The following is a 22,877-nucleotide window of genomic DNA, read 5'->3' as shown; positions in this document are numbered from 1 at the left end:
TCTTGATTGATAAGGTTTCTCGCTATTGCGGCCGATTCTTGTGGATTTCGTACGGAACGGTTGTAAATAGCCTTTTTTGTGTATGTTTATGATAGGCGTGGCAGAGAAGGGTACTAGTTTTTAAAAACTGTAGAGATTAAGATCGCCTCTGAGTAGTAATCAAATTAGGTGTAAGAAATCTCAGGGTTGTTTACAGTATCCAGGAGAATACTCTAAAGGAACATATACAAACGCACTCGATTGATCTTATTGGGTCGACAGGAAATCCGGCGGTTTATTAAGCCCGGCTGTGTAAGGTAGTACAGTAGACAATAATGATGCCGATGAATCTTGTTTATAACAAATTCATTGATCGTTTTGGAATCAAGCTGATTGATTTTGATGACTTCAGAAACAATAATTTTCATGTCGTGACAGAACTACGACGATGAGGAATGTTGACTCGATATAAGTTTGCTGATCAACGGTTTGTCATTGATCTTCATCGAAGTCAAAAAAACCGAATAAACGCGAAGACATTTTGGCAGTTAACTCAAATCCACCGCAACGTGGTGAACCTGCCGGTCATTTACAAGCGGAATCATACCTTGTGGCCGTCCTGGCTTACCGGTGACTATGCTATCGATCACGTTACCATCCACCGTTATATGCATCGCATGACTTAATTCCGTACCGTTGCATTTAACGGTGATGTGATAGAAAGTCTCACGAAAGCGGTAGTGGATGATGTACGACTTCCACTGCGCCGGGATGCACGGGGTTATGCGTAAATGGTCTACTTCCAATCGCAGACCGAGCAGTGTTTCCACGGTCAGCCGGTACATCCAGCCTGCTGCACCGGTATACCAAGTCCAACCGCCTCGTCCGACATGGGGTGCTACCCCATAAATATCCGCGCACATGACGTACGGCTCGACTTTATAACGCTCGATCTCCGCCGGTGTCCGGCCGTGGTTAAGGGGATTGAGCATGGCAAACAATTCCCAGGTGCGTTCCCGGTCACCTAGCAGGGCAAATGCCATCGCAGACCAAATCGCAGCATGGGTATACTGCCCGCCATTTTCACGGATGCCGGGAACATAACCCTTGATATACCCGGGTTCAAGTTCTGATTGATCAAAGGGAGGATCGAACAGCTGAGCTAGCTGCTTATCGCGCCGTATCAGGCGCTTGTCGACTGCTGTCATCGCTTGCCGGGCACGCACGGTGTTTCCGCCACCTGAAATGACTGCCCAGCTCTGACTGATTGAATCGATTTGACATTCATCGTTGCTGGACGAGCCGAGCGGTGTGCCGTCATCGAAATAGGCTCGCCGGTACCATTCTCCGTCCCAGGCATTGGCCTCGATATGGTTGCTCAGCAATTTAGCCTGTTCGTCACAAACATCGGCGAAAGCTTGGTCTCCCCGGCTCTGTGCCAAGCCGGAAAACAGCTGAAGGTTTGCGTACAAGAACCATGCCAGCCAGACACTTTCGCCCTTGCCATCGCGGCCGACATGATTCATGCCATCATTCCAGTCTCCGCATCCTATCAGGGGTAACTGATGTTCCCCAAAGCGCAGGCCATGTTTAATGGCGCGTATGCAATGCTCGTAAAGGCTTGCTGCTTCTGCGGAACGCTGAGGCTGGTCGTAGTACGCTTCTTCTTCCGGATATAACTCGCGGCCTTCCAGAAAGTGGATCGATTCATCCAGTACACCGGTATCGCCAGTCGCCAGCACATAATGGCAGGTCACATACGGCAGCCACAGATAATCATCGGAAAAATGCGTGCGCACGCCTTGCCCGTTGGGGGGATGCCACCAGTGCTGCACATCGCCTTGCAGAAATTGCCGTCCGGCGCAACGTATGAGTTGATCACGGGCAAGCCACGGTGTGGCATGAATCAGTGCCATACTGTCCTGCAATTGATCGCGGAAACCGTACGCGCCACCGGACTGATAATATCCGCTACGGCCCCAGAACCGGCAGGATAGTGTTTGGTAGATAAGCCAGCCATTGGTCAGAACATCCAAAGCAGGATCCGGTGTTTCTACACGTACCGCGCTCAGCGTGTGGTTCCAGTAGTTCCACACCTCTTCCAATGCTTGCCGGGCGCCTGAAATTCCACCATATTGTTCGATAAACTGCTGCGCTTCGCCGGTGCTTTGCGCTGCGCCGAAGAGAAACACGATTTCGCGTTCTTGTCCTGCAGCCAGTTCGATTTGCGTCTGGATTGCAGCGCATGGATCGAGACCTGCGCCTGTCTTGCCGGACAAGCGTTTGCGCCGCATTGCCGCTGGATTCGACAACAAGCCATTGCGGCCAATGAACTCGGTGCGATTTCCGGTCACTGAGCATTCTTGTTCGCTCACTTTCACAAAGACAACTCGTTTGGCGTATTCGCGGCCGTACGCGTTGCGAGCCAACAGCGCTCCACTATGCGGCTCCACTTCAGTCACAATGTGCATTAAATTAGTGTGCCGCCATTCACCGAGTACCAGTTCCCAGTAGCCGGTTAGCGATAATCGCCGTGCGCGCTTGGAATGATTGCGTAGCTTGATCACCACGAATTTCACCGGCGCATTCATAGCGACATAGGTATGCAGTTCCGAAGAAATCCCCACCTGGTAATGTTCGAATACGCTGTATCCAAACCCATGGCGGCATACATATCCGGATTGACCGCCGCTTGGCAAGGGCGTTGGTGACCAGAACACCCCGCTATCGTCATCGCGGATGTAGAACATTTCACCGCTGCTGTCGCTCAGTGGATCGTTGTGCCAAGTGGTCAAGCGGAATTCGTGCGCGTTTTCCACCCAGGTATAGGCACTGCCGCTCTCACTCACAACCGTGCCGATGTGCGGACTGGCAATGACATTGACCCACGGTGCGGGCGTACTTTTACCGGGTTCCAACGTAATGACATACTCGCGCCCATCGGGCGTAAATCCCCCCAAACCGTTGTAAAATATCCGTTCGCGTATTGGCAACGGGGTGACTGGTTCAGAGACCGGCAGTAACCGGGGCTCCAGGAGATCCGAAACCCGTTCGGATGATATGCGGCGTTCCAATGGCTCGATCAATGTTTCGGACGTGTCGCTAAATACGATACGAGCAGCCGTCTGGAGCAAGACTCTTTCATCTTCGGTCAGTTCTTCGGTACGCCGCACGAAAACCCCGCCGGGCTTGTCAATGATTTGCCCGTCCGATCCCGCATTAATCAAACCTATGACCTGGTCGTGCAAAGTTGCCCGGTAACCCGAAAAATCTTCGTTCACGATCACCAGGTCGACGGCCAAGCCTTTCATGCGCCAGTAGGCATGCGCTTGCAGCGCTTGTTTGACCAAATCGATACGATTCAGGTTACCGATTCTAATCAGTACGATCGGTAAATCACCTGAAATAGCAAAGCGCCAAAGCCCGGATTGACCCAACTGGTTGCGGGCAATGATGCTGGGAGCAGCGCGCCGCAATGCATTGCTGAATATGATGGAGCTCGCAAGGCGGCCGTAGATCTGCGCATCGGTTTCGGTGGCGTTGATGAGGCGCAGCACTTCCTGACTCTGGAACCATGCCATTTCAAAAGCGCGTTCCACGAAGTGCCGGTCGCAATAATTTTCCAGCAACGCCAAAGCGCCTTCACGCGTACTTGCCACACCCGAGATGATCTGCACCGTGGCCGATTCATCCGGCAGCAAAGTAATGGTGCGGCGGATGGATACGATCGGATCAAGCACCGAACCGTCCGTGTTCGACAAGACTGACGAACGATTATTCTTATCCAATACCACTGGATTAAACGCCGTCCGCCCGCGCCCGATGAATTTCGCACGGTCCGTTTCATAAGACGGCTCGCCAATTACCGCACCCGGTGCCGCCATGAGATGAAACATCCAGGGAATCTGTTCTTCCGGTGTGCGCCGCCGCCGTGTGCAGAGAATCGCCTGTTTATCGGGGACTATTTCCGTTTGCACGAACAAATTACTGAACGTGCGATGAGCCAGGTCTGAATTCAGCGCTGCCAGCACTACTTCCGCATAACTCGTTACTTCAATGTGACGGATACGGAGTGATTGGTTAGTGAGCGTGACACGGCGGATTTCCACATTGTCCTCGGGTGAAACGCTGATCTCAGTGTGCGTTTCAATCGCCTGATCGCGGCGGCGGTATTCCGCGCGCGCTTGTACGAAAATCGCTTCATAGTGATCGGCTTTGCGCAGCGTGGGCTGATACGCGGTGGACCAATACTGTCCGGAATCACGATCACGCAAATAAATGAAGGTGCCCCAGCTATCGGAAGTGGCATCCTCGCGCCAGCGGGTAACGGCCATATCGCGCCAGCGGCTGTAACCGCCACCGGCATGAGTCGCCATGACGTGATACTGACCGTTGGACAATAGATGCACTTCCGGTATCAGCGTGTCCGGGTTGGTGAAAACCCGCATGATAGCACCGGCTTCTGCGGCCGCCGGGCGCGCTGCGGCGCTGACTTCCGCCGCATGAGGATGTAATGTTGCGCCTTTCTTCGGTACACGTTCTTGCAGCAACAATTTTGTCGCTTGGGCGAGCGGATCGGACATAAAGCGGCGTTCCATCGGATGATCGAGCAATACATGCGCGAAGGCCAGCAGGCTCATGCCTTGGTGATGCGCCATGAAGGTGCGCACAATAGAACGTGTCTTGCCACGCGGCACGCGCGATGGCGTGTAATCGACGGCCTCATAAAATCCATACGCGCCGAGTAAGCCATTGGCAGCTAGCATTTGCAGGTTAACGCACGCTTCGCGCGGCATCACGGTCAACGCCAGCGCGCTGGCGTAAGGCGCAATGACCAGATCATCTCCCAGGCCTCGCTTGAAGCCCAGTCCTGGCACACCGAATGCCCTATATTGATAGACTTGATGCAGGTCGGTGGTGTTATAGCAGGATTCGGAAATTCCCCATGGTACATCGCGTTGCCTGCCGTATTCGATCTGGCGCAACACGGCGGCTTTGCAGGTTTGCTCCAATAACGTGTTTTCGTAACTGGGCATAATCAGACGCGGCATCAGGTACTCGAACATTGAGCCGCTCCAGGAAATCAGGCTCACGTTACTGCCATGACTGGTCAGCAGACGGCCAAGTGAAAACCAATGCCTTTGCGGTATCTGTCCTTGCGCGATGAGCAAGAAACTGGCTAAGCGCGCTTCGGAAGCCAGCAGATCGTAACAGGATTGATCGCGGCGCCGTTCGACTACATCGTAGCCGATGGCCAGCAAGTCGCGCGATTTGTCATAGAGAAACTCAAAATCCATGATCGCGAGCTTGCGGCAACGATCCGCCAGATCATTGATAAGAGTGATTCGTTCCCGTGCACTTCTGATGGTTCCGGTTGGAAGCTGCGTTTCAGTATCTGCCGCATTTCCCTTGATCAATTCCAGCAATGCCGGAATGTGGTGAAAATTCTGCGGTTCAGGTACCAAGTATCGAAGATCCTCTTGGAGTGCGCTAATTTGCTGATTGAATGCCCGTACCCAGTAATACAGTTCGCCATCGATATCGATATTTGCAGGCAGCCAGGTCACCAACTCTTCGCCAATAAAACGAATTTTCTCCAGCGAGCTATCCACAGCTGCCAATGTGTGCGGCGGCCCATTCGCTATCAGTGTGCGCAGATTATCTTCAAGCGCTTTGACACGCTGTGCAAGATTCGAGGCAGGTGATGCGGGTACATGCTCTGCGAGCACAGACAAGGTATCCTGCAACCCTTGAAACGCATTGGCTGAAAGAACCGGTTGATCTTTCAACTCGATCAATCCTGCTTGCAAAGTGAGCAAACTACCGGCCAGATTGCCGCTATCCACGGAAGAAATATATTGCGGGTGCAATGGTTTAAGTGTGCGCGTGTCATACCAGTTGTAAAAATGGCCGGAGTAGCGTTCCAGCTTTTCCATCGTTTCCAGGGTGTTTTGAGTCCGATGCAGGAATTCGCCCGCGGAGATATAACCAAAATCATATGCAGCCAAATCGGCCAGCAATGACATGCCGATATTCGTTGGAGATGTGCGTGTGGCAATAGCTTTGGCCGGATGCTCCTGAAAATTGTCGGGTGGCAGCCAATTGTCCTGCGGACCCGCAAACTGCGCGAAGTAGCGCCACGTCCGCCGGGCGGATGTGCGCAGAAACACAAGCTGATCGGCCGTCAGTTGAGGTACTGGCGATGAAAGCGGTTTGCTGATCCACCAGCCAACAACCGGTGACAATAACCAGCCTAACAAAACCGGTGCGCAGGACAACAATCCAGCGGATTGATTGTGTGCCAATAACAGGAACAACAACACCGCCGAGGCCGGTCCGATCCACATCTCCTGCACAAAATCGGCCAAGGTGCGGCGCGCATTGCGATGCGTATAGGATGGCAAGTGCCACAGCATCAAGCCGTGACGCGTAAACAACATGCGCAATCCCGAACGCACGATTGCACCCAGACTGATCAACGCATCGTATGGCAGTAGAATCAAAGTCAGCACAGCGAGCGTAATGGGGCGGCCTGCTAAAATGCCGGTCAAATTAATGTGCACCAGCCAATCCCGTTCTGCCGGTTTACGGATGAATTCGATCAGCGTTCCCAGCAAGATGGGCAAAAACACTACGCTTGCGGCCAGCAGAGTCCAGAACCATGCGTGTCCCGGACCGAATAGCCAGCCTCCTGCCAGTAAAGCCAACAGCGACGGCGACACGAGGCTGCGCCGGAGGTTGTCGAATATTTTCCATATTAATAATGCAGTGAGCGGATTCGGTTGCCGCTTTGTTTTTGCTTGTTCGGAGCCGGGTGGCCCGGGTACGTGCGGCAGCAACCAGCCCGCAAGTTGCCAATCGCCGCGTATCCAGCGGTGCCGACGGCTGGCTTCTATGGCGTAACTGGCCGGATGTTCTTCGATGAGATCAACATCGGTTACCAGCGCGCAACGGGCATATCCGCTTTCCAGCAAGTCGTGGCTCAGAATAAGGTTTTCGGGAAAACAGCCATCGACAGCCTGACGAAAGGCATCCACATCGTAAATCCCTTTACCGATGAATGACCCCTCGCCAAAAATATCTTGATACACATCGGATACTTCGCGTGAATAGGGATCAATGCCCGATTCACCGGCAAACAATTTTGTAAACCGCGATTGGCCCGCGCTGGTTAAGCTGATGGAAACACGTGGTTGCAGAATCGCATAGCCTTCGACGATGCGCCGCTTTTCAGTATCGTATACCGGCCGGTTGAGCGGATGGGCGATGTTACCGATCAGAGTGCGTGCCGCATCGCGGGGAAGCTGCGTGTCGGTATCCAGCGTGATGACGTATTGGATCGATTCCAAGATGGAAATCTCTCCGGCGATCTCCGAAAATGCCGTTTTGGCTGCGCCGCGCAGTAAGGCATTGAATTGCTCCAGTTTGCCGCGCTTGCGCTCGTAGCCCATCCATACTTGTTCGTAAGGGTTCCACACCCGCGGGCGGTGAAACCAATAGAAAATGCACGGACGGTCGTCTTGGTAAGCGGCATTGAGTCTCTGCACAGCTGTACGCGCATACGCCAGTAATGCGTCATCTTCCGGTTGTGTGCATTGCGGCGCATCGCGGAAATCCGTCAGCAAGGCAAAGAACAGATTGGAGTCACGATTGCCGAGATAGCGGATCTCCAGGGCTTCGAGCAGATCATCGATTTCCTGCGGTTTGCTCAGCAAAGTGGGAACGACCACCATGGTGCGGTGAGCCGCTGGGATACCACTGGAAAAATCCAGCCTTGGCAATGTGCGCGGAGGAAAAATAAGCGTAACGAATAAATTGACCAGTGGCACCGCCAATGCCGATGCCGCAATGATGCCGGTCATCGCAAAAAACCAATAGCGCCAGTCTTGCAGCCCGAGATCGTCGAACGCAAACAGTGCGGCCGATGCAGTCAATACGCTGAGCAGCAGAATCGGACCCAGATAAAGGAATAGATTGAAATGCCGGCTCGCGCGGCTAATCCGTAATTTCCACGAGGGCCGGAAACCGGTTGCGCGTTCCAGTACCAGCCGGCCGTGACTGATCAGATAATATCCAACATGGGCGGTACGATCACTGACATCAAGCCGTTCTGCCGCTGCCTGGGCCAGAACAATAGCTTCCCGTGCCACTTCCGGTTCACTGTGCGAGCTGCTCCTTGCCACATCCTCGATGACATGCCGGTAGCGGTCGCGGGTGGCAAAATCCTGGCAGATGTGCATCCCCGCCGGATCTTCACGCAATATCTCTTCGACAACACTGAGTAACTCAACGTAATCCCGCCAGTTCATGGTATCGATAACACGCAGACTGCCGATACTGTTGGCGATGGAGATCTGATTGGCCGCTGCGGTGCGGCCGGCCGACTCTGATAGTTGTGTTGCCGTTACACCTTGTTCTAACAGCTTTTGTTCAAGCCAGGTTTGAACGAATGCCATCGCAGGTCCTTGAGCCTGGAGCCGGGCATAGAATTCCTCTACAAACGGCGCAGTCAAGGGTACATCGGCATTGGCGAATTCGGCCAGCAATTGGATCAGCTGCTTCGGCTTATTCTCAGCGGTCGCAAGCATGCGATCCGCCCAGCTGATGGCCGTGTTGAGATCTTCGCGGCGGCGGGCGATACGCAATGCGACGCGGCGGAGGTTTTCTATCAACGCCAGCTGCAACATGATCGGGAATGCCCATAATTCACCGAGTTTTAACGGTTCTACTGTCTGGTAGGCGGCGATAAATTGGGTGACGTTTTCCTTGTCGACACGGCCATCCATGTGGGAAATCAATTGCAATGCCAAATCATAAATGCGGGGAAAACCGGCTGACGGGCCATTTGCCAATCGCGGCAATTGGCGGCTGTATCCGCGTGGCAAATGCCGGCGCGCTTGACCAATTTGCTGTTCGATGAGATAAAAATTATCAAGCAGCCAAGCCTCCGCCGGAATGATTCGTTGTCCCGGTGCTGCCGCGGTCACAACGTCATAGGCCGCTAGCAGGATGCGTTCATTGTCCGCTAATCGCGGCAACAACCGGTCTGGTCCAGGATGCGGATCGATCTCGTACTGTCCAGCCAGCGTTGCGCCGTGACGTTTCAATTGCTCGATGCTGAACAGCTCGGAGCGTAATAACTCCGTATCCTGGGCATTGTGGAGTATGTTTCGTGTACGTGCTGAAAATTCGAACTCTTTGATGTTAATAACATTCTCCTTGCTCGAACTTGTGGAAGTCAGCGTAGCGCCGGTTTTATAGGCTGTATGTGCCAAGAACCATTACGCTGTGTTTATTACTTCGGTGAAACTATGATTAAAATCTTTCTGCATCCGGATTGCCCTAGCGATGAATAGGCCTCTGCTGCTGTGTTTGAAGGAAATTATACTGATCGGAATATAGGGGCGTATGTGCGATAACGTACATAGAATCTCTCCGGAGTGGCAAACCCGGTTACCGGCGATGCCTGTTTTTGCTGCACAAATCTCAAGAAACCGGGGTGATCCGGTATTTATTTCAGGATAAGTTCGTTGTCGCACAGACTGAATGTAGCGATGTATATAGGCTTACAAACAAGTGATGCGAGACGTGATTCCATGTTTTGATCATCGCTTGAAGTTAATTGTCAGGAGACAATCATGAACAAAGATCAAGTGAAAGGCCGTTTCGAAGAAACCAAAGGTAAAGCTAAAGAAGTTGCCGGCAAAATATTGGACAATAAAGAAATGGAAGTAAAAGGCAATATCCAGAAAAATGTCGGAAAAATTCAGGCGGGTGTCGGCGATGCCAAAGAAGACATCAAAGAAGCTAAAAAAACTTGCTAGCAAAGCGCATGTGACTGATCTGTAACAGTCTGGCCGGAATTTCCGGGCTGGCTGTTACGGAGCAACAACTCAATCTATTGAATACGCATTTAACTGGAATTATAAAATGAACATAAAAACCAATATTCTATTTGCCATCGTCTTAATCATATCGCTTTGCTCGTTTAGTGCTCTTGCAGCCGAAAGTCATCTGGATGAAGCGATCCAGCATGCTGAGGCAGCGATCAAAGCAACCGATGGAAAAACTGTCGCTAAACATGCCGAAGAAGCAAAAACCCATGCAAATGCTTCAAAAGCCGAAAAAACTTCCGCAAAAAATGCCGCTGTACATATCGATGCCGGTATTAAGAGCCTGGACGAAGCAATTAAGCAAGGTAAATCCGGAGCTACGGATTTAGCAAAGAAAGCTGCTGAAGAAGCAGTGGCTCATTTGAAACAAGCTGCATAGTGGTTTAATTCATTCCGGTAGCAATAAAAAAGCAGCGGGTTAATCCCCGCTGCTTTTTTTTAAACTTTTGGAAGGGTATACGGTTCGGCTATCGGGTAGTTTTGTCAATTTTTTGGGAGAAATTCTCAAAACTAAGAAATGAATACAACACGAGTACTTACAGTTATATTGAGGGTGTAAATAATTTTGTGTAAATGGTCATATGGCAGGAAACTGCTTATATATTTTTGGAGTAAAAATGACCACACCCAACCCCCTGCCGGCCGGCTTAATTGATAGCCTGCTGGCCGATTACAAAAAGCCAGAAGATTTAATCGGTGAGCATGGTCTTCTCAAGCAACTCACCAAAGCGTTGGTTGAACGTGCCTTGCAAGCAGAAATGGCCGATCATCTTGGTCACGATAAGCACGAAACGGTAGTCAATGCCACTGGCAATACCAGAAATGGTAAAAGCCGTAAGACCCTGAAAGGTGAATTCGGTGAGTTACCCATCGAGATCCCCCGTGACCGTGAGGGCAGCTTCGAGCCTCTGATCATTTCCAAGCATCAGACCCGCTGGGCGGGCTTTGATGACAAGATCCTCTCGCTGTATGCCCGTGGCATGACAGTGCGTGAAATCCAACAGCACCTCACTGAAATGTATGGCGCCGAAGTATCGCCTACGCTCATTTCTACGGTCACTGATGGCGTAATGGATGAAGTGAAGCAGTGGCAATCCCGGCCTCTCGATGCGGTGTATCCTGTGATCTATCTCGATTGTATCCATACCAAAGTTCGTGACGCTGGTAGCGTTCGTACCAAAGCGATTTACCTGGCGATCGGCATTAACATGGAGGGCCATAAAGAAATACTGGGCTTATGGATTGCTCAGACCGAGGGTGCCAAGTTCTGGCTCAGCGTTGTCACTGAACTCAAAAATCGTGGCGTGCAAGATATCTTTATCGCCTGTGTCGATGGCTTAAAGGGCTTTCCCGAAGCGATTGAAACCGTCTATCCACATGCCATTGTACAACTCTGTATCGTGCACATGGTTCGTAACAGTCTCAACTACGTCAGCTGGAATAAACGCAAGGAAGTAGCTGCTGATCTACGTTTGGTCTATAGCGCCGCCACGATTGATGAGGCTGAGCACGCGTTAGCCGGCTTTGAAGATAAATGGAACAATGCTTATCCACCGATCGCCCGATCTTGGCGCAATAACTGGCAACGCATCATTCCATTCTTCGACTACCCGCCTGAGATACGGCGCATTATTTACACCACCAATGCGATTGAGTCAGTCAATATGAGCCTACGCAAAGTCAGCAAAAACCGTGGATCGTTTCCCAACGATGAAGCCGTGATCAAATTGTTTTATTTGGCTCTCAGCAATATCGCCAAAAAATGGTCTATGCCACTAAGAGATTGGAAACCGGCACTAAACAGGTTTACTATTCAATTTAACGAAAGAATGCCTCGGCATTATTAACCACCGTTTACACAAAATCTAGGACACCCCCGTTATATTTTTTCTAATAAAATTAAGATCAACAGAATGGTCAAGATCAACCCCAGTCCGCCACTCGGTCCATATCCCCACCCACGGCTATGTGGCCAGATGGGTATGACGCCAACGAGCATCAAAATAATAATTAAAAGTAAAATTGCGCTAAGTGACATGGAAATACTCCTGCTCAAAGAATGTTAAATTGAAAAGCCGTATCTGAATACAGCACAGGCAGCCTAGCGATAATCCCCGGAAGAATCTGTACGCTAGCGCACACTGTATTGAGCGGGAATATGTTATAAAGCTCAAGGCATATAGTTTTTTCTATATTGTTGATAATAATTTGAGGGTTTACGTGATGGATACGCACTGCAGCCCTAAAAAAAACCACCTCCTGACGGCGTTACCGGAAACAGAATACCAGCGCATTTTTCCTCATCTTGAACTGGTCGAGATGCCCCTGGGCGATGTGATTTACGAATCAGGAGAAAAACTCCAGTACGTTTATTTCCCCATGGATTGCATCATATCGCTGCTGTATGTGATGGAGAATGGCGCCTCAGCGGAAATTGCCGTGGTCGGTTTTGAGGGAGTTGTCGGTATTGCTCTTTTCATGGGCGGGCAAACCATGCCGAATCGTGCCGTAGTGCAGAGCGCAGGATATTGCTATCGAGTACGGCAGCAGCTATTTATGCAAGAATTTAACCGCCATGGCGCGCTACTGCATAAATTGCTGAACTACACACAAGCACTCATTACCCAGATGTCCCAAACGGCGGTGTGCAACCGGCATCATTCAGTCGATCAACAGCTCTGCCGCTGGCTGCTGCTAAGCCTCGATCGTCTTTCTTCGAATGAATTGGCCATGACGCAGGAATTAATTGCCAATATGTTAGGCGTACGCCGTGAAGGCGTCACTGAAGCGGCCGGAAAATTGCAACAGGCAGGTTTGATTCAATACAGCCGCGGCCATATCATCGTGCTGGACCGGAAAGGATTGGAAGAACGAGTCTGTGAATGCTATCAGGTGGTTAGGAAGGAATTCGATCGTATACTTCATCCCTGATCTTTGTCTGACGACACTGATCATCTATTTTTTCACGCAATCAATCGATCACAAGCGTACTCTCGCCAGCGGAAAGAGCCGGTCACTTGGGTTTGATTCAACACTGAGAATCCCTGGAAAAACCGGGGCATTCAACGATCAATCATCGGGTTTGTGATTTCTCGCTGCAAAACATTGGCTTTGTAGATTAATCAGCTGTGTTTCGTGGTGTGTCAAGCTAAATGCAGGTACGTACACTACCGCACAGACAATCAAAATTTTCTTATGTAACTTGCCCCTTTTAACGTGTCGGGCCAAATACCTTTTTCTTTATTCCTCAGAGATATGGATACTGATATCTCACTGATCAACCGGTTTATTTTTATACTTTGAGAATGCTGATGTCACTTGCTCCAGTCGTTACCGGCACTAATCATCTGTTAGCTGCCTTACCTAGCGATGATTCAGAACAGTTACTTGCGCGTTGTGTAGAAACTGAACTTGTTTTTGCAGACACTCTGTATCGCTCTGGCGATCCCATATCGCATGTTTATTTCCCAACCACGAGCATTGTTTCCCTGGTCACGCCGATTGATAGCAATCACAACCTGGAAGTAGGATTGGTCGGTTATGAAGGCATGTTCGGTCTTCCTCTCATCTTGTCAATTAATGTCGCCTCCTATAATGCAGTGGTTCAGGGAGCAGGTCAGGCATTGCGCTTATCGGCCCCCTTATTTCTACAAGAAATTGAGACAAATGCTGCATTTAAGCAGGAATTAAAACGCTACCTGTATGTTGTAATGAGCCAGATTGCTCAAACGGCTGGATGTAACCGTTTCCATGTGGTGGAAGCTCGCCTTGCGCGCTGGCTATTGATGACACAGGACCGGGCGCAATCAGATCAATTTCATGTCACGCATGTATTCCTGGCTTATATGTTGGGGGTGCGGCGTGTCGGCATTACTAAGGCGGCGAATTCTCTACAAAATAAGGCATTAATCAGTTACAAACGAGGAGATATTAAGATTCTCGACCGTACCGGACTGGAAGCGGCTTCCTGCGAGTGCTATCGCACGGAAAAAGCACTGTACGAAAGAATTCTAGGCTAGGAATAAATCCGGCGCACGATGATATGTGCGGGAACGTACAGATTTATATCGGGGATAAGAGAAAAATAACCCAATGATGGACTGATAAGAAACACGCAATCGATATTCCACTGTTCTATCGATTGCGGCGCTTTTAGCGTATTTATACCTTGATAATACAGGAGAATTGATGAAACAGATCATATTCTGCCGTGCACAGTTCTTGAGGATTTTGCCAATCGCATTGTTTTTTTGCTCCGCTATGATTTCAGGTTGTAGTTCAGAGTATGGGAATGAAAAAAACAAACTGACCCAGCAAGAGAAAAGGGGAGGCACTGATCGTTCAGTACGCACTGAGATTGGCGAGGCATCCTGGTATGGACCTGGATTTCAAGGTAAGGAAACCGCTAATGGCGATATCTTCGATCAAACCAAGATGACGGCAGCCCACCCGAGTTTGCCGATGGGTACCAAAGCCCAAGTGACCAACCTCGATAATGATAAAACAGTGGAAGTCAGAATTAACGACCGCGGCCCCTATGCCAAGGATCGTGTCATCGATGTTTCTAAGGCAGCTGCTAAGAAACTGGATATGCATAAGGATGGTACGGCTCACGTCAGGATCGAGACCAAGCGCGCGGGCGAAGCAACACCATAGCCGTGCACCAATATCACAGAATGGGCTTGTGCCGGGTTTTGCATGCTTTGCCCTATCGTGCATTTGACCGGATAGATAAACCAAATTAAACAAAAGTGGCAGGAACAATACAATGAAAAAAATGCATTCATTAAACGCGGAAGACTTTGATACCGCACTTTTGCGTACTTCCGATCAAGTCAGCGCCGAGAAGTTACAGTCCTCTCTCGTGGAGCTAGCGATACTCAAGCAAATGCTTGTCGCAGCGCAACAGCAAATTGAGATATTGAATAAAATCAATATTTGCCAAAGAAGAAAATTGGTACGATTTGCGAAAAAATTGACACAAGCTCATCATTTTGGGTATTACGACGAACTCACCCAGTTGCCTAACCGCAGATTATTACTGAACCGGCTTCAACAGGCGATAACCCAATCCGACCGGCAACGTAAGCAAATTGCATTGCTATTCATAGATCTGGACAAATTCAAAAACATTAATGACAGCTTTGGCCATGCGACAGGAGACAGACTTCTGCAAATGTTTGCAGAACGTTTAGTTGCGTGTATCCGTTACGGTGACACAGCCTGCCGGTATGGCGGTGATGAATTTTTAATCATGCTGCCGGAAATGGATAATCCGGAAAATGTGACTGTCGTAACGGAGAAGATTCGTACTCAGTTGTCCATACCGTATGTGATAGACGGCCATGCTATTGTACTATCGGCGAGTATCGGTACTACCGTTTATCCTATCGATGGCAAAAACTGCAGTGAGTTGATCAATCAAGCGGATATTGCCATGTACTGCGCCAAGACAAACGTTAAACACCCACCTGATTTGCAAACGATTTGTAACGATTAGAAACCCTTCGGTTCATGGCGTTCGATATCGTTCAGTTCATGACGGACACGTGAGGATGTTTCGTAAACGGCCTTGCGTACACGATTGATACCTCCCAATGGTTGATGATCAGGTATAGCATGCCACGGCGTGAAGGAAAGATCCTCGCAGAATTTCAGTTGTTCGGATGCTGTGAATGTTTGCGCCGGAATGGTTATTTTCGCTACAGGCACAAAAGGGGAATCTTTTTCACTCCATGCAATGGTGGGATCTTCGACCGGCATCGCGACAGGGTGTGTACCGAGCTGAACCATAAAATCGAAACACGCATCATCGTTAGCGAGATGCTTTTGCATATTTTCACGCAGGAAATCGGGCGCTGTGGTTTCGGCAGATGAAGACCGGCTGGGTTTGCCGCAAGGACGAACGGAAAACTTCATGGCGGTATTTTCGCCAAAACGATAAGGCGTCGCGCTCCAATATTGAATATCCAGCGGGTTGTCAACCTTCTTGCTGCGGATCGCGATAGCATTGGCAAGTTCATGCAGACGGAAATTCAGCGGATTGAAACCCGGGAAAAAGAATTTATTAAGCGCATCCTGCGCAATAGCTTTTTGAAATTCAACATATTCTGCCGCATTTCTGACAAAGAATACCGGATGATTGACCATCAAAAAATCTTGTGTCCCGGATTGGCTGGATTCAACACCCATAAGCTTGATGGCCATTCCACGGCCATCGCCAACGGAGTCATTTTGCACTTTTCCAGAGCCATTGGAGTAACGGATCCAGGCAGGGTAATTGCGCGCTTCTGCGAAGATCCCGATTTGCATTGAGGCAGGTAGCGGGAGCACACGGAATTCCGCTTTCACACAACCATGCGCCTTGAAGTGCACATCGCGATGAGCCGGACCCTGCTTGGTCTCGGCTCGAATGTTTTCCTCCACCATTCGCGTAATCTCCTGAATCGCCGATGCTTCATCCGCAGGTACGCGCTCATTACTAAAAGCGCTCGTTGGCAAGAAAGTGATCAGTGCCAACAACAAATTTCCTTTATTCAACATTTCAATGCACCTCCGGGATGCGCACAGAAGCCATTCATGCGCATGAGAAAATTTTCTGTTTATTTGAGTTGTAGACTGTTTTTGACCGATTTAACGCCACCGACACTGCGTGCTACTTCGATGGCTTTATTAATACTGGCGGTGGATCTGACGAAACCGCTCAGTTGGACGATGCCTTTGAAAGTTTCGACGTTGATCTCAGCGGAGCTTAATGTGGGTTCATTCAGTATGGCTGCTTTTACCTTAGTGGTAATCACGCTGTCATCGAGGTATTCACCCGTTCCCTCATGAGTTTTGGTTGATGCGCATCCTGTAACTGTCAGCAAGGTTAAAGCCAAAAAAGAGGCAGACAATAATTTGATAAAGTGTTTCATGATTCAATCTCCTATTACTTGTTAAGGTTTTATAACCGATGTCTCAATCACATAATGCGATGGAGAAAAACTGCGGCACTGGCGAGCAATTTAACTGCAAAACCCATCACGGTCTGTACGTTAACGTACATAGTTATGCAGTGAATCGATTCTGTGCTTGAGGGGGGGCTACTAAGAAGGTACCGGGCAAGAAAAAGCAATCGCAGAGAATTATTCAAAGCATTACGTACGATACCGCACAGACCATCTTCAATCTTCCGCTTAATCTTTAAAACAGAAAATAGGTTTCATGGTGCATAGCGTTCCATCAGAATGGAGAGACGCTCATCCCTATGACGCTTTTCTGAATATGAATGTCACGTGTTGCTGATTTAAAGAAAAATTTAAGGAAGAACGATGAAAATGAAAATTGAAAACGAACAAAATACAGTAGCAAAATCAAAAAAAGCCCTTTTACTTACGATTACTGGTTTAGCCATTGTTATGGGTTTGGCGGGTTGCCAAAAGGAAGGGCCTGCTGAGACGGCAGGGAAAAAACTGGATCGTTCGATTGAAAACGCTGAAAAGAAAATTGAGAAAACAGCAGAGCAAGCAGAAAAGAAACTCGATGACGCAAAAAAGTCGATCAGCGATAAATCTGAAACAACCGATCAATACATTGATGATTCAGTGATCACGATGCATGTAAAAAAAGCCCTTCTTAGCGACTCTTTGCTCAAGGCATTTCAAATTAAAGTGACGACCGAAAATGGCCTCGTGCACCTGAGCGGTACACTTGATTCCCAGCAAAGTATCGACAAGGCGATCGAAGTGGCAACAAACCAGGAACATGTGAGATCGGTGCAGAATGATCTGATTCTGGATGTGAATGCATCGAGTAAAGAATAATGGTTTATCTGCGATCTGCCGCAGCATTGGCAGTCATGCTGCTAGCAGCGCAGGCAGTGCATGCTGCAATACCGGATGATACTTACATTGCCGGTTATGCGGCCGCCGTGTTAAAGCATACATTGATGCTGGATATTCCATCATTGACCGTACAGGATGGCACCATAACTTTGCCTGCGGGTAGTTTAGGCAATGTTGATCGAGCAAACGTGGTGCGGGTGTTGTCGGAGATTCCAGGCGTGAATGCGGTCAGGATTGCGGAAGTCACGTACCAGCCACCGGCGGCTAATGCTTCTTCGCAGCCGGTCAAGCAATTTTCCGGGAAACCGGCGGCCGTAGCCGCCAATCCTGCATTGTTACCCACCGGACTCTTACCCGCTGGCCATCTATTCAAGCCGTTATTAGCGGATCCCCGCTGGGCGCATTTCTCGGCCGCTTACCGCAATTTCCAGAACGATAATTTTGATGGCAGAAATATCGCTTCCGTGAGCTTCGGTGAAACGATACCGATTTACCGCAGGAATTTAGGGGAGTCTGTCGCACAGTGGGAAGTCGGACTGCAAGGTGGCGTCTTCAGTGACTTCAATCTGGGTGCGCCATCTTCGGATCTGGTGAACTCCGATTTTATTGCATCGGTATATTCAAGTTTCCGGGCAAAACAATTTTCAGCCTTTGGCCGCATTTATCATCAAAGTTCACATTTGGGTGACGAATTTCTGCTGCGCAAAGAAGGCTCTGCATTTGAGCGCGTTAATCTCAGCTATGAAGGCGTGGATCTGAGGTTGTCTTATGAGTTTCCTTATGGTGTGCGCTTGTATGGCGGCGGAGGCGGGCTGTTTCATAAAGAACCTTCTGCACTCAAAGTATGGATGGTGCAATACGGCGCTGAGTTTCGCAGCCCATGGCGCATCGGATCTGCCCCCGTGCGGCCAATCCTGGCGGCTGACTTCAAAAATTTTCAAGAAAATAACTGGGGTACGGATATATCGGCCAGAGCCGGGATTGAGTTTGAGAATTTGCAAGTGCTTGGCAGGAAACTTCAGTTACTGGTCGAGTACTTTGACGGACACTCTTCGAGCGGGCAGTTTTTTAAAAACAAAGTGGAATATATCGGAGTCGGAGCCCACTATCACTTCTAGCGCAGAATGGCATAGTGAATCTGGGTTTTCCTGAGAGCTGCGCCGCAATGTGCCGGGACGGTAGCGCATTATCCGCAGGATTCGCCGTAAAAATATCATCAAATAGTGAACTATCAAGGAGAAGTAAAAATGCTTGAATCAATCGCACTCATCTTGATCATCTTGTGGCTACTGGGTTTGGTTTCCTCGTACACCCTCGGAGGGCTTATTCACATTCTTTTAGTGATTGCGCTGATAGTCATCCTGCTTCGCGTCATTCAGGGCCGGTAGCCGTTACCGGATAAACTGCAAACGCTGGAATCAGGTTTCTTTCTCATTATGTGCGACACCGTACAGATGGTATTCAATAGTGTCATTAAACTGTAAAAGTCTTAGAAAGTTAAGAACGTGCAACAGAAAATGCCAAGTCAGTATAGAACTTAGCAAAACTTAAAATGGAGCAATACAAATGAAACCATGCTATCCCCTCATCATTGCCGCACTCATAACGCTATCCGCTTGTGACCAAAATAATGCGAATTCCTCAGCAGTCAAGGATAACGTCGATGACATTCTGGATCAGCGCCCCGGCGAGAAGGTGCGCGATGCTGCCGAAGATGCCGGTGATAAATTGAAAAGTACTGGCAAAGAAATAAAAGAAACAATTAAAGATGCTACTAATTAGCTTTTGTTCTATTGGGTCATTTTTGACCGGACTCACCGGAAAGTCTGAAAACAATTCCGGATCTATTCACATTGGAGAAATATTATGAGCACAAAAGAAGCATACAAACAAAAAATAGAAGCCGAAGTCGAGTTGGCGCAGGCTAAATTGGCAGAATTGAAAGCTGAGGCGAAGAATTCCGCAGCCGATGTCCGTATCGAATATGAAAATCAAATCGAAGAACTGGAACAGAAGATTGGCGCCACGAAGTCCAAGCTGAAAGAGCTGAGCGAAGCGAGCGAGGAGGCCTGGGAACATATGAAGAGCGGTGCGGAAAGCGCCTGGAACACACTCAGTGCCGCTGTCAAAGGTAACAAATAAGTTTGATGCGTATAGGAATTCCCTATATCTCGATATTCGACGATAAGGTGCTGCAATGAAAATGATGCGAACAATTACAGCCAGTGCTGTGACCCTAACAGTGATAGCCGGTTTAATAGGCTGCGCAGGAATGTCGGCACAGGATAGAAACACGGCGATCGGTGCGGGTGCCGGTGCTGTCGGCGGCGCCATCCTTACGGGGGGCAGTGCTCTCGGGACGGTCGGCGGTGCGGCGGTCGGTGGCGTCGTAGGCCATGAGGTCGGTGATAAGCGGAATAAAAAGTAGTATCCGTTTAAATATTAAAATGATTCTACGAACGATGTAAATCCGGACTCAATGCTGGAATACCTGGGCAACAGCTAGAAATTCACTGTTGTTCCGGATCCGGAATGAGTCCAAATACGCGCTGGAATATTCTTCACGATTCTTCAGTAAGTCAGCTAGATTCCGCTTGTTTCGCTTCACAGTTAAATTAACCAGCTCATGTTTCTCATTCCGGATAGATACGAATGGAAAATCTGAGTTTATTTTAATCTTAAGTGTTATACCGCACCGAGTGAGTCATCAAGAAGGACTAGTATGAAAATGTAATTAATTGTGTTTGATGAAAAGGTATGTAAGTGAAGTTGCCGTTTTAGTTAACGTAGTTAACCAAAATCAATATCTCCTAATCCAAACTATGATTGCCATTTTTTAAAAATTCTTTAAGAAATGCATTGACTTTAAAGGTAATTATTATGAAAAAAAATTTACAAGTACTGACTGCTGTCATAGCGCTATCATTCGGATTAGGTATTGGAACAGCCAGTGCTGCGCTGACACCACCGGTATTTTCGCCTTCATGGAATGCGATTTTCGGTAACGATGATGTAGTAACCTCAACTTTCAGCGACGTTCATCCAGTGACGTTACCGTTCGATGCGTTGAGCGGTGGAGCCAGTGTAACCAGCGGTTTTAATCTGTTAGGTTTTAATGTCTTTATCGATAGCTTTGCATTGGTTGATGCTTCTACGGCTACACTGGTAGCTTCAGGCATAGCCGGTTCTACTTCGGTTTTTTCTTTCGGCCCGCTGAGTGCTGCTGATAACTATCAACTGCTGGTCGAGGGTCATATTATCGGGCCGAATAACAGCGGTTCTTATTCTGGGAATTTCCAGATTTCGCCAGTTCCTGAACCCGAAACCTACGCCATGTTGTTTGTCGGTCTAGGATTAGTCGGTTTTTCGTTATTTCGCAGAGAAACTAAGTTTTCGCCGGTTTATGCTGCATAAATAAAGGATTTTTCTAGCATTAGAAAATAATTCTAGATCGGGTATCGCATCGAAACCCTGCTCCTTGAGCGGGGTTTTGTATTTGTAATAACTGATACGGGTCACTGATTGATTCGTTTTGTCACCTCCAATTCTTCGCCGTGGTACTTATGTGCGCTAGCGAACTGTGTTTTGCTTAGATAAGAGCATCTAATGGCTTCCGATGATCTTAGAGCCGGTTGATTTCCAAGCTAGGTTCATCTGGATCCAGTTATCAATCAATAGTCAATTGTTACAAGGGTGATAAATATTCATTGCAACAATTGTGTTCAAAATTTAATTCAATGGATAAAGGATGATGAAGAACTCTTATTACACAAAATCGCATCAAATGATGCTCACAGCCGGTGTGGCAGTAATCTCCGCCATCTTTATCGCAGGTTGCGCAAGCATTCCGGCACCGACTGAACAAATGGCGGTTTCAAAAGCCGCGGTGAATAATGCCCTGAGTGCTGGCAGCAATGAATTTGCACCGGTACAGCTCAAGTCTGCGATGGAAAAAATGGATGCGGCCGAGCGCGCGATGACGGAGAGAAATTATGAACTGGCACGGCAACTAGCCGAGCAAGCTCAGATTGATGCCAAGCTGGCTGGAACGATGGCGCGTTCATCCAAGGCTCAGAAAGCAGCCGATGCTTTGCAGGAAGATAGCCGCGTGCTGCGCAAAGAAATAGATCGTCAAACCCAATAATCCTGAAAGGAATTTATCATGAAAAGAAACTGGTATTTCTCTATGATTCTGATAGCTGCCGCTGCTGCTTCCGGTTGTAGCTCGGTACCGCAGAATGCATCGCTGACTGAAGCGCATCGCAATTACAACAATGCACAAACCAATCCCCAAATCACCAATATGGCAGCACTTGAATTGAAAGAAGCCAGCAGCTTTCTGGAAAAAGCGGACACTGCTTTAAACAACAGGGAAAACGATACCGCAGTCAATCATCTGGCCTATATGGCCAATCAACAAGTCGCTATCGCACAGGAAACCGCCAGGGGAAAAGTGGCTGAATTAGCTGTTACTAACGCCGGCGGAAAGCGTGACAAAATCCTCCTGGACGCGAGAACAGCCGAGGCGGACGAATCCAAACGGCAGGTGGCATTCGATCAGGCGCTTATTGCCGAACAGGAAATGCAGCTCAAAGAACTCAATGCCATAAAAACGGAGCGCGGTCTGGTCATCACATTAGGCGATGTATTGTTTCGTACCAATCAGTCTCAACTGGAACCGGGCGGAATGCGCACCGTGCAGAAGCTGGCTAATTTTCTCAGGCAATATTCCCAGCGCAAAGTGTTGATCGAAGGCCATACCGACAGCATTGGCAGCGACAGCTACAATCAGGAGCTCTCCGAACGGCGCGCTAATGCTGTGCGAGTGGCTTTGATCGATAGCGGGATCAGCGGCGACCGTATCGTTTCTCGTGGTTATGGTAAGGCTTATCCGGTTGCCAGCAACGATTCCGCAGGTAGCCGCCAATTGAACCGGCGCGTGGAAATCGTTCTTTCCGATGACAATGGCAATATCACCTCGCGCTGAAAGCAATATCCACAGGAATGTGAAAGGATATTGCGTAGGCTTCATTGCCGGTTCTAAGCAAATTAGCTGTAGCAATTAAGAATTCGGTTTGATCAGTTTAACTGCCGGTTCTCAATTAACTTCTACCCAACGGAGAGGAAGTTAATTGAGAACCGGCACATCAATGCTCCGCTGATTCCGGCGGGGTGCCTT

At 49.0% G+C, this 22,877-nt stretch carries 20 protein-coding genes; 16 read left to right on the top strand and 4 right to left on the bottom strand.

What is annotated here, in order from left to right:
• Positions 1-527 precede the first annotated feature (527 nt).
• Positions 528-9,182, bottom strand: a complete 8,655-nt coding sequence (locus R2103_RS13510; protein WP_411172647.1) for a GH36-type glycosyl hydrolase domain-containing protein — start codon at positions 9,180-9,182, stop codon at positions 528-530.
• 435 nt (positions 9,183-9,617) lie between these two features.
• Between R2103_RS13510 and R2103_RS13505 the strand changes: the two genes are divergently transcribed.
• The 3 genes from R2103_RS13505 to R2103_RS13495 all read left to right on the top strand — a co-directional run bounded on the left by R2103_RS13505 (position 9,618) and on the right by R2103_RS13495 (position 11,719).
• The gene (locus R2103_RS13505; protein WP_317531890.1) at positions 9,618-9,803 is read left to right on the top strand and encodes a CsbD family protein; all 186 of its coding nucleotides are present in this window, start codon (positions 9,618-9,620) and stop codon (positions 9,801-9,803) included.
• Positions 9,804-9,909: 106 nt separating this feature from the next.
• On the top strand, positions 9,910-10,251 hold the full coding sequence (gene smbP / locus R2103_RS13500) for a small metal-binding protein SmbP (RefSeq protein WP_317531889.1): 342 nt from the start codon (positions 9,910-9,912) through the stop codon (positions 10,249-10,251).
• A 238-nt stretch (positions 10,252-10,489) separates the two neighbouring features.
• Positions 10,490-11,719, top strand: coding sequence for an IS256 family transposase (locus tag R2103_RS13495; RefSeq protein ID WP_317531322.1), 1,230 nt, complete (start codon positions 10,490-10,492; stop codon positions 11,717-11,719).
• A gap of 32 nt (positions 11,720-11,751) precedes the next feature.
• Here R2103_RS13495 and R2103_RS13490 read toward each other — a convergent pair whose 3' ends face one another.
• Positions 11,752-11,910 (bottom strand): DUF3309 family protein, encoded by a 159-nt coding sequence (locus R2103_RS13490; protein WP_317531888.1) that lies wholly within the window; start codon positions 11,908-11,910, stop codon positions 11,752-11,754.
• 185 nt (positions 11,911-12,095) lie between these two features.
• On the opposite strand from R2103_RS13490, the gene R2103_RS13485 reads away from it, so the two are divergent.
• The 4 genes from R2103_RS13485 (at position 12,096) to R2103_RS13470 (ending at position 15,372) form a co-directional block, all read left to right on the top strand.
• Positions 12,096-12,803 (top strand): Crp/Fnr family transcriptional regulator, encoded by a 708-nt coding sequence (locus R2103_RS13485; protein ID WP_317531887.1) that lies wholly within the window; start codon positions 12,096-12,098, stop codon positions 12,801-12,803.
• Positions 12,804-13,183: 380 nt separating this feature from the next.
• On the top strand, positions 13,184-13,891 hold the full coding sequence (locus R2103_RS13480; protein WP_317531886.1) for a Crp/Fnr family transcriptional regulator: 708 nt from the start codon (positions 13,184-13,186) through the stop codon (positions 13,889-13,891).
• 241 nt (positions 13,892-14,132) lie between these two features.
• Entirely contained in the window at positions 14,133-14,528 is a 396-nt protein-coding gene (locus tag R2103_RS13475) for a septal ring lytic transglycosylase RlpA family protein (protein ID WP_317531885.1), read from the top strand.
• Positions 14,529-14,640: 112 nt separating this feature from the next.
• Complete coding sequence (locus R2103_RS13470) at positions 14,641-15,372, top strand: GGDEF domain-containing protein (RefSeq protein ID WP_317531884.1); 732 nt, start codon at positions 14,641-14,643, stop codon at positions 15,370-15,372.
• On the opposite strand, the gene R2103_RS13465 is transcribed toward R2103_RS13470, so the two are convergent.
• Positions 15,369-16,415 carry a catalase family protein gene (locus R2103_RS13465; protein ID WP_317531883.1) on the bottom strand — a complete coding sequence of 349 codons (1,047 nt, stop codon included), beginning with the start codon at positions 16,413-16,415 and terminating at the stop codon, positions 15,369-15,371. The genes R2103_RS13470 and R2103_RS13465 overlap by 4 nt on opposite strands.
• Before the next feature lie 59 nt (positions 16,416-16,474).
• Complete coding sequence (locus R2103_RS13460) at positions 16,475-16,789, bottom strand: BON domain-containing protein (RefSeq protein WP_317531882.1); 315 nt, start codon at positions 16,787-16,789, stop codon at positions 16,475-16,477.
• A gap of 396 nt (positions 16,790-17,185) precedes the next feature.
• On the opposite strand from R2103_RS13460, the gene R2103_RS13455 reads away from it, so the two are divergent.
• The 9 genes from R2103_RS13455 (at position 17,186) to R2103_RS13415 (ending at position 22,685) form a co-directional block, all read left to right on the top strand.
• Complete coding sequence (locus tag R2103_RS13455) at positions 17,186-17,677, top strand: BON domain-containing protein (RefSeq protein ID WP_317531881.1); 492 nt, start codon at positions 17,186-17,188, stop codon at positions 17,675-17,677.
• Positions 17,677-18,816, top strand: coding sequence for a DUF1207 domain-containing protein (locus tag R2103_RS13450; protein WP_317531880.1), 1,140 nt, complete (start codon positions 17,677-17,679; stop codon positions 18,814-18,816). Before R2103_RS13455 ends, R2103_RS13450 begins: the two co-directional genes overlap by 1 nt.
• A 129-nt stretch (positions 18,817-18,945) precedes the next feature.
• Positions 18,946-19,086, top strand: coding sequence for a lmo0937 family membrane protein (locus R2103_RS13445; protein ID WP_108698634.1), 141 nt, complete (start codon positions 18,946-18,948; stop codon positions 19,084-19,086).
• A 178-nt stretch (positions 19,087-19,264) separates the two neighbouring features.
• On the top strand, positions 19,265-19,480 hold the full coding sequence (locus R2103_RS13440) for a hypothetical protein (protein ID WP_317531879.1): 216 nt from the start codon (positions 19,265-19,267) through the stop codon (positions 19,478-19,480).
• Positions 19,481-19,564: 84 nt separating this feature from the next.
• The gene (locus R2103_RS13435) at positions 19,565-19,840 is read left to right on the top strand and encodes a hypothetical protein (protein ID WP_317531878.1); all 276 of its coding nucleotides are present in this window, start codon (positions 19,565-19,567) and stop codon (positions 19,838-19,840) included.
• A gap of 61 nt (positions 19,841-19,901) precedes the next feature.
• Entirely contained in the window at positions 19,902-20,126 is a 225-nt protein-coding gene (locus R2103_RS13430; RefSeq protein WP_411172634.1) for a glycine zipper 2TM domain-containing protein, read from the top strand.
• Positions 20,127-20,578: 452 nt separating this feature from the next.
• Entirely contained in the window at positions 20,579-21,112 is a 534-nt protein-coding gene (locus R2103_RS13425) for an FxDxF family PEP-CTERM protein (protein ID WP_132428442.1), read from the top strand.
• A 334-nt stretch (positions 21,113-21,446) separates the two neighbouring features.
• The gene (locus R2103_RS13420; RefSeq protein ID WP_317531877.1) at positions 21,447-21,842 is read left to right on the top strand and encodes a DUF4398 domain-containing protein; all 396 of its coding nucleotides are present in this window, start codon (positions 21,447-21,449) and stop codon (positions 21,840-21,842) included.
• A gap of 18 nt (positions 21,843-21,860) precedes the next feature.
• Positions 21,861-22,685 carry an OmpA family protein gene (locus R2103_RS13415; protein ID WP_317531876.1) on the top strand — a complete coding sequence of 275 codons (825 nt, stop codon included), beginning with the start codon at positions 21,861-21,863 and terminating at the stop codon, positions 22,683-22,685.
• Positions 22,686-22,877: the final 192 nt, after the last annotated feature.

The organism is Nitrosomonas sp. Is24, assembly GCF_033063335.1.
GTDB lineage: Bacteria > Pseudomonadota > Gammaproteobacteria > Burkholderiales > Nitrosomonadaceae > Nitrosomonas.
The sequence above is the reverse complement of the archived record's forward strand: the minus strand, read 5'-3'. Positions and strand labels throughout refer to the sequence as shown.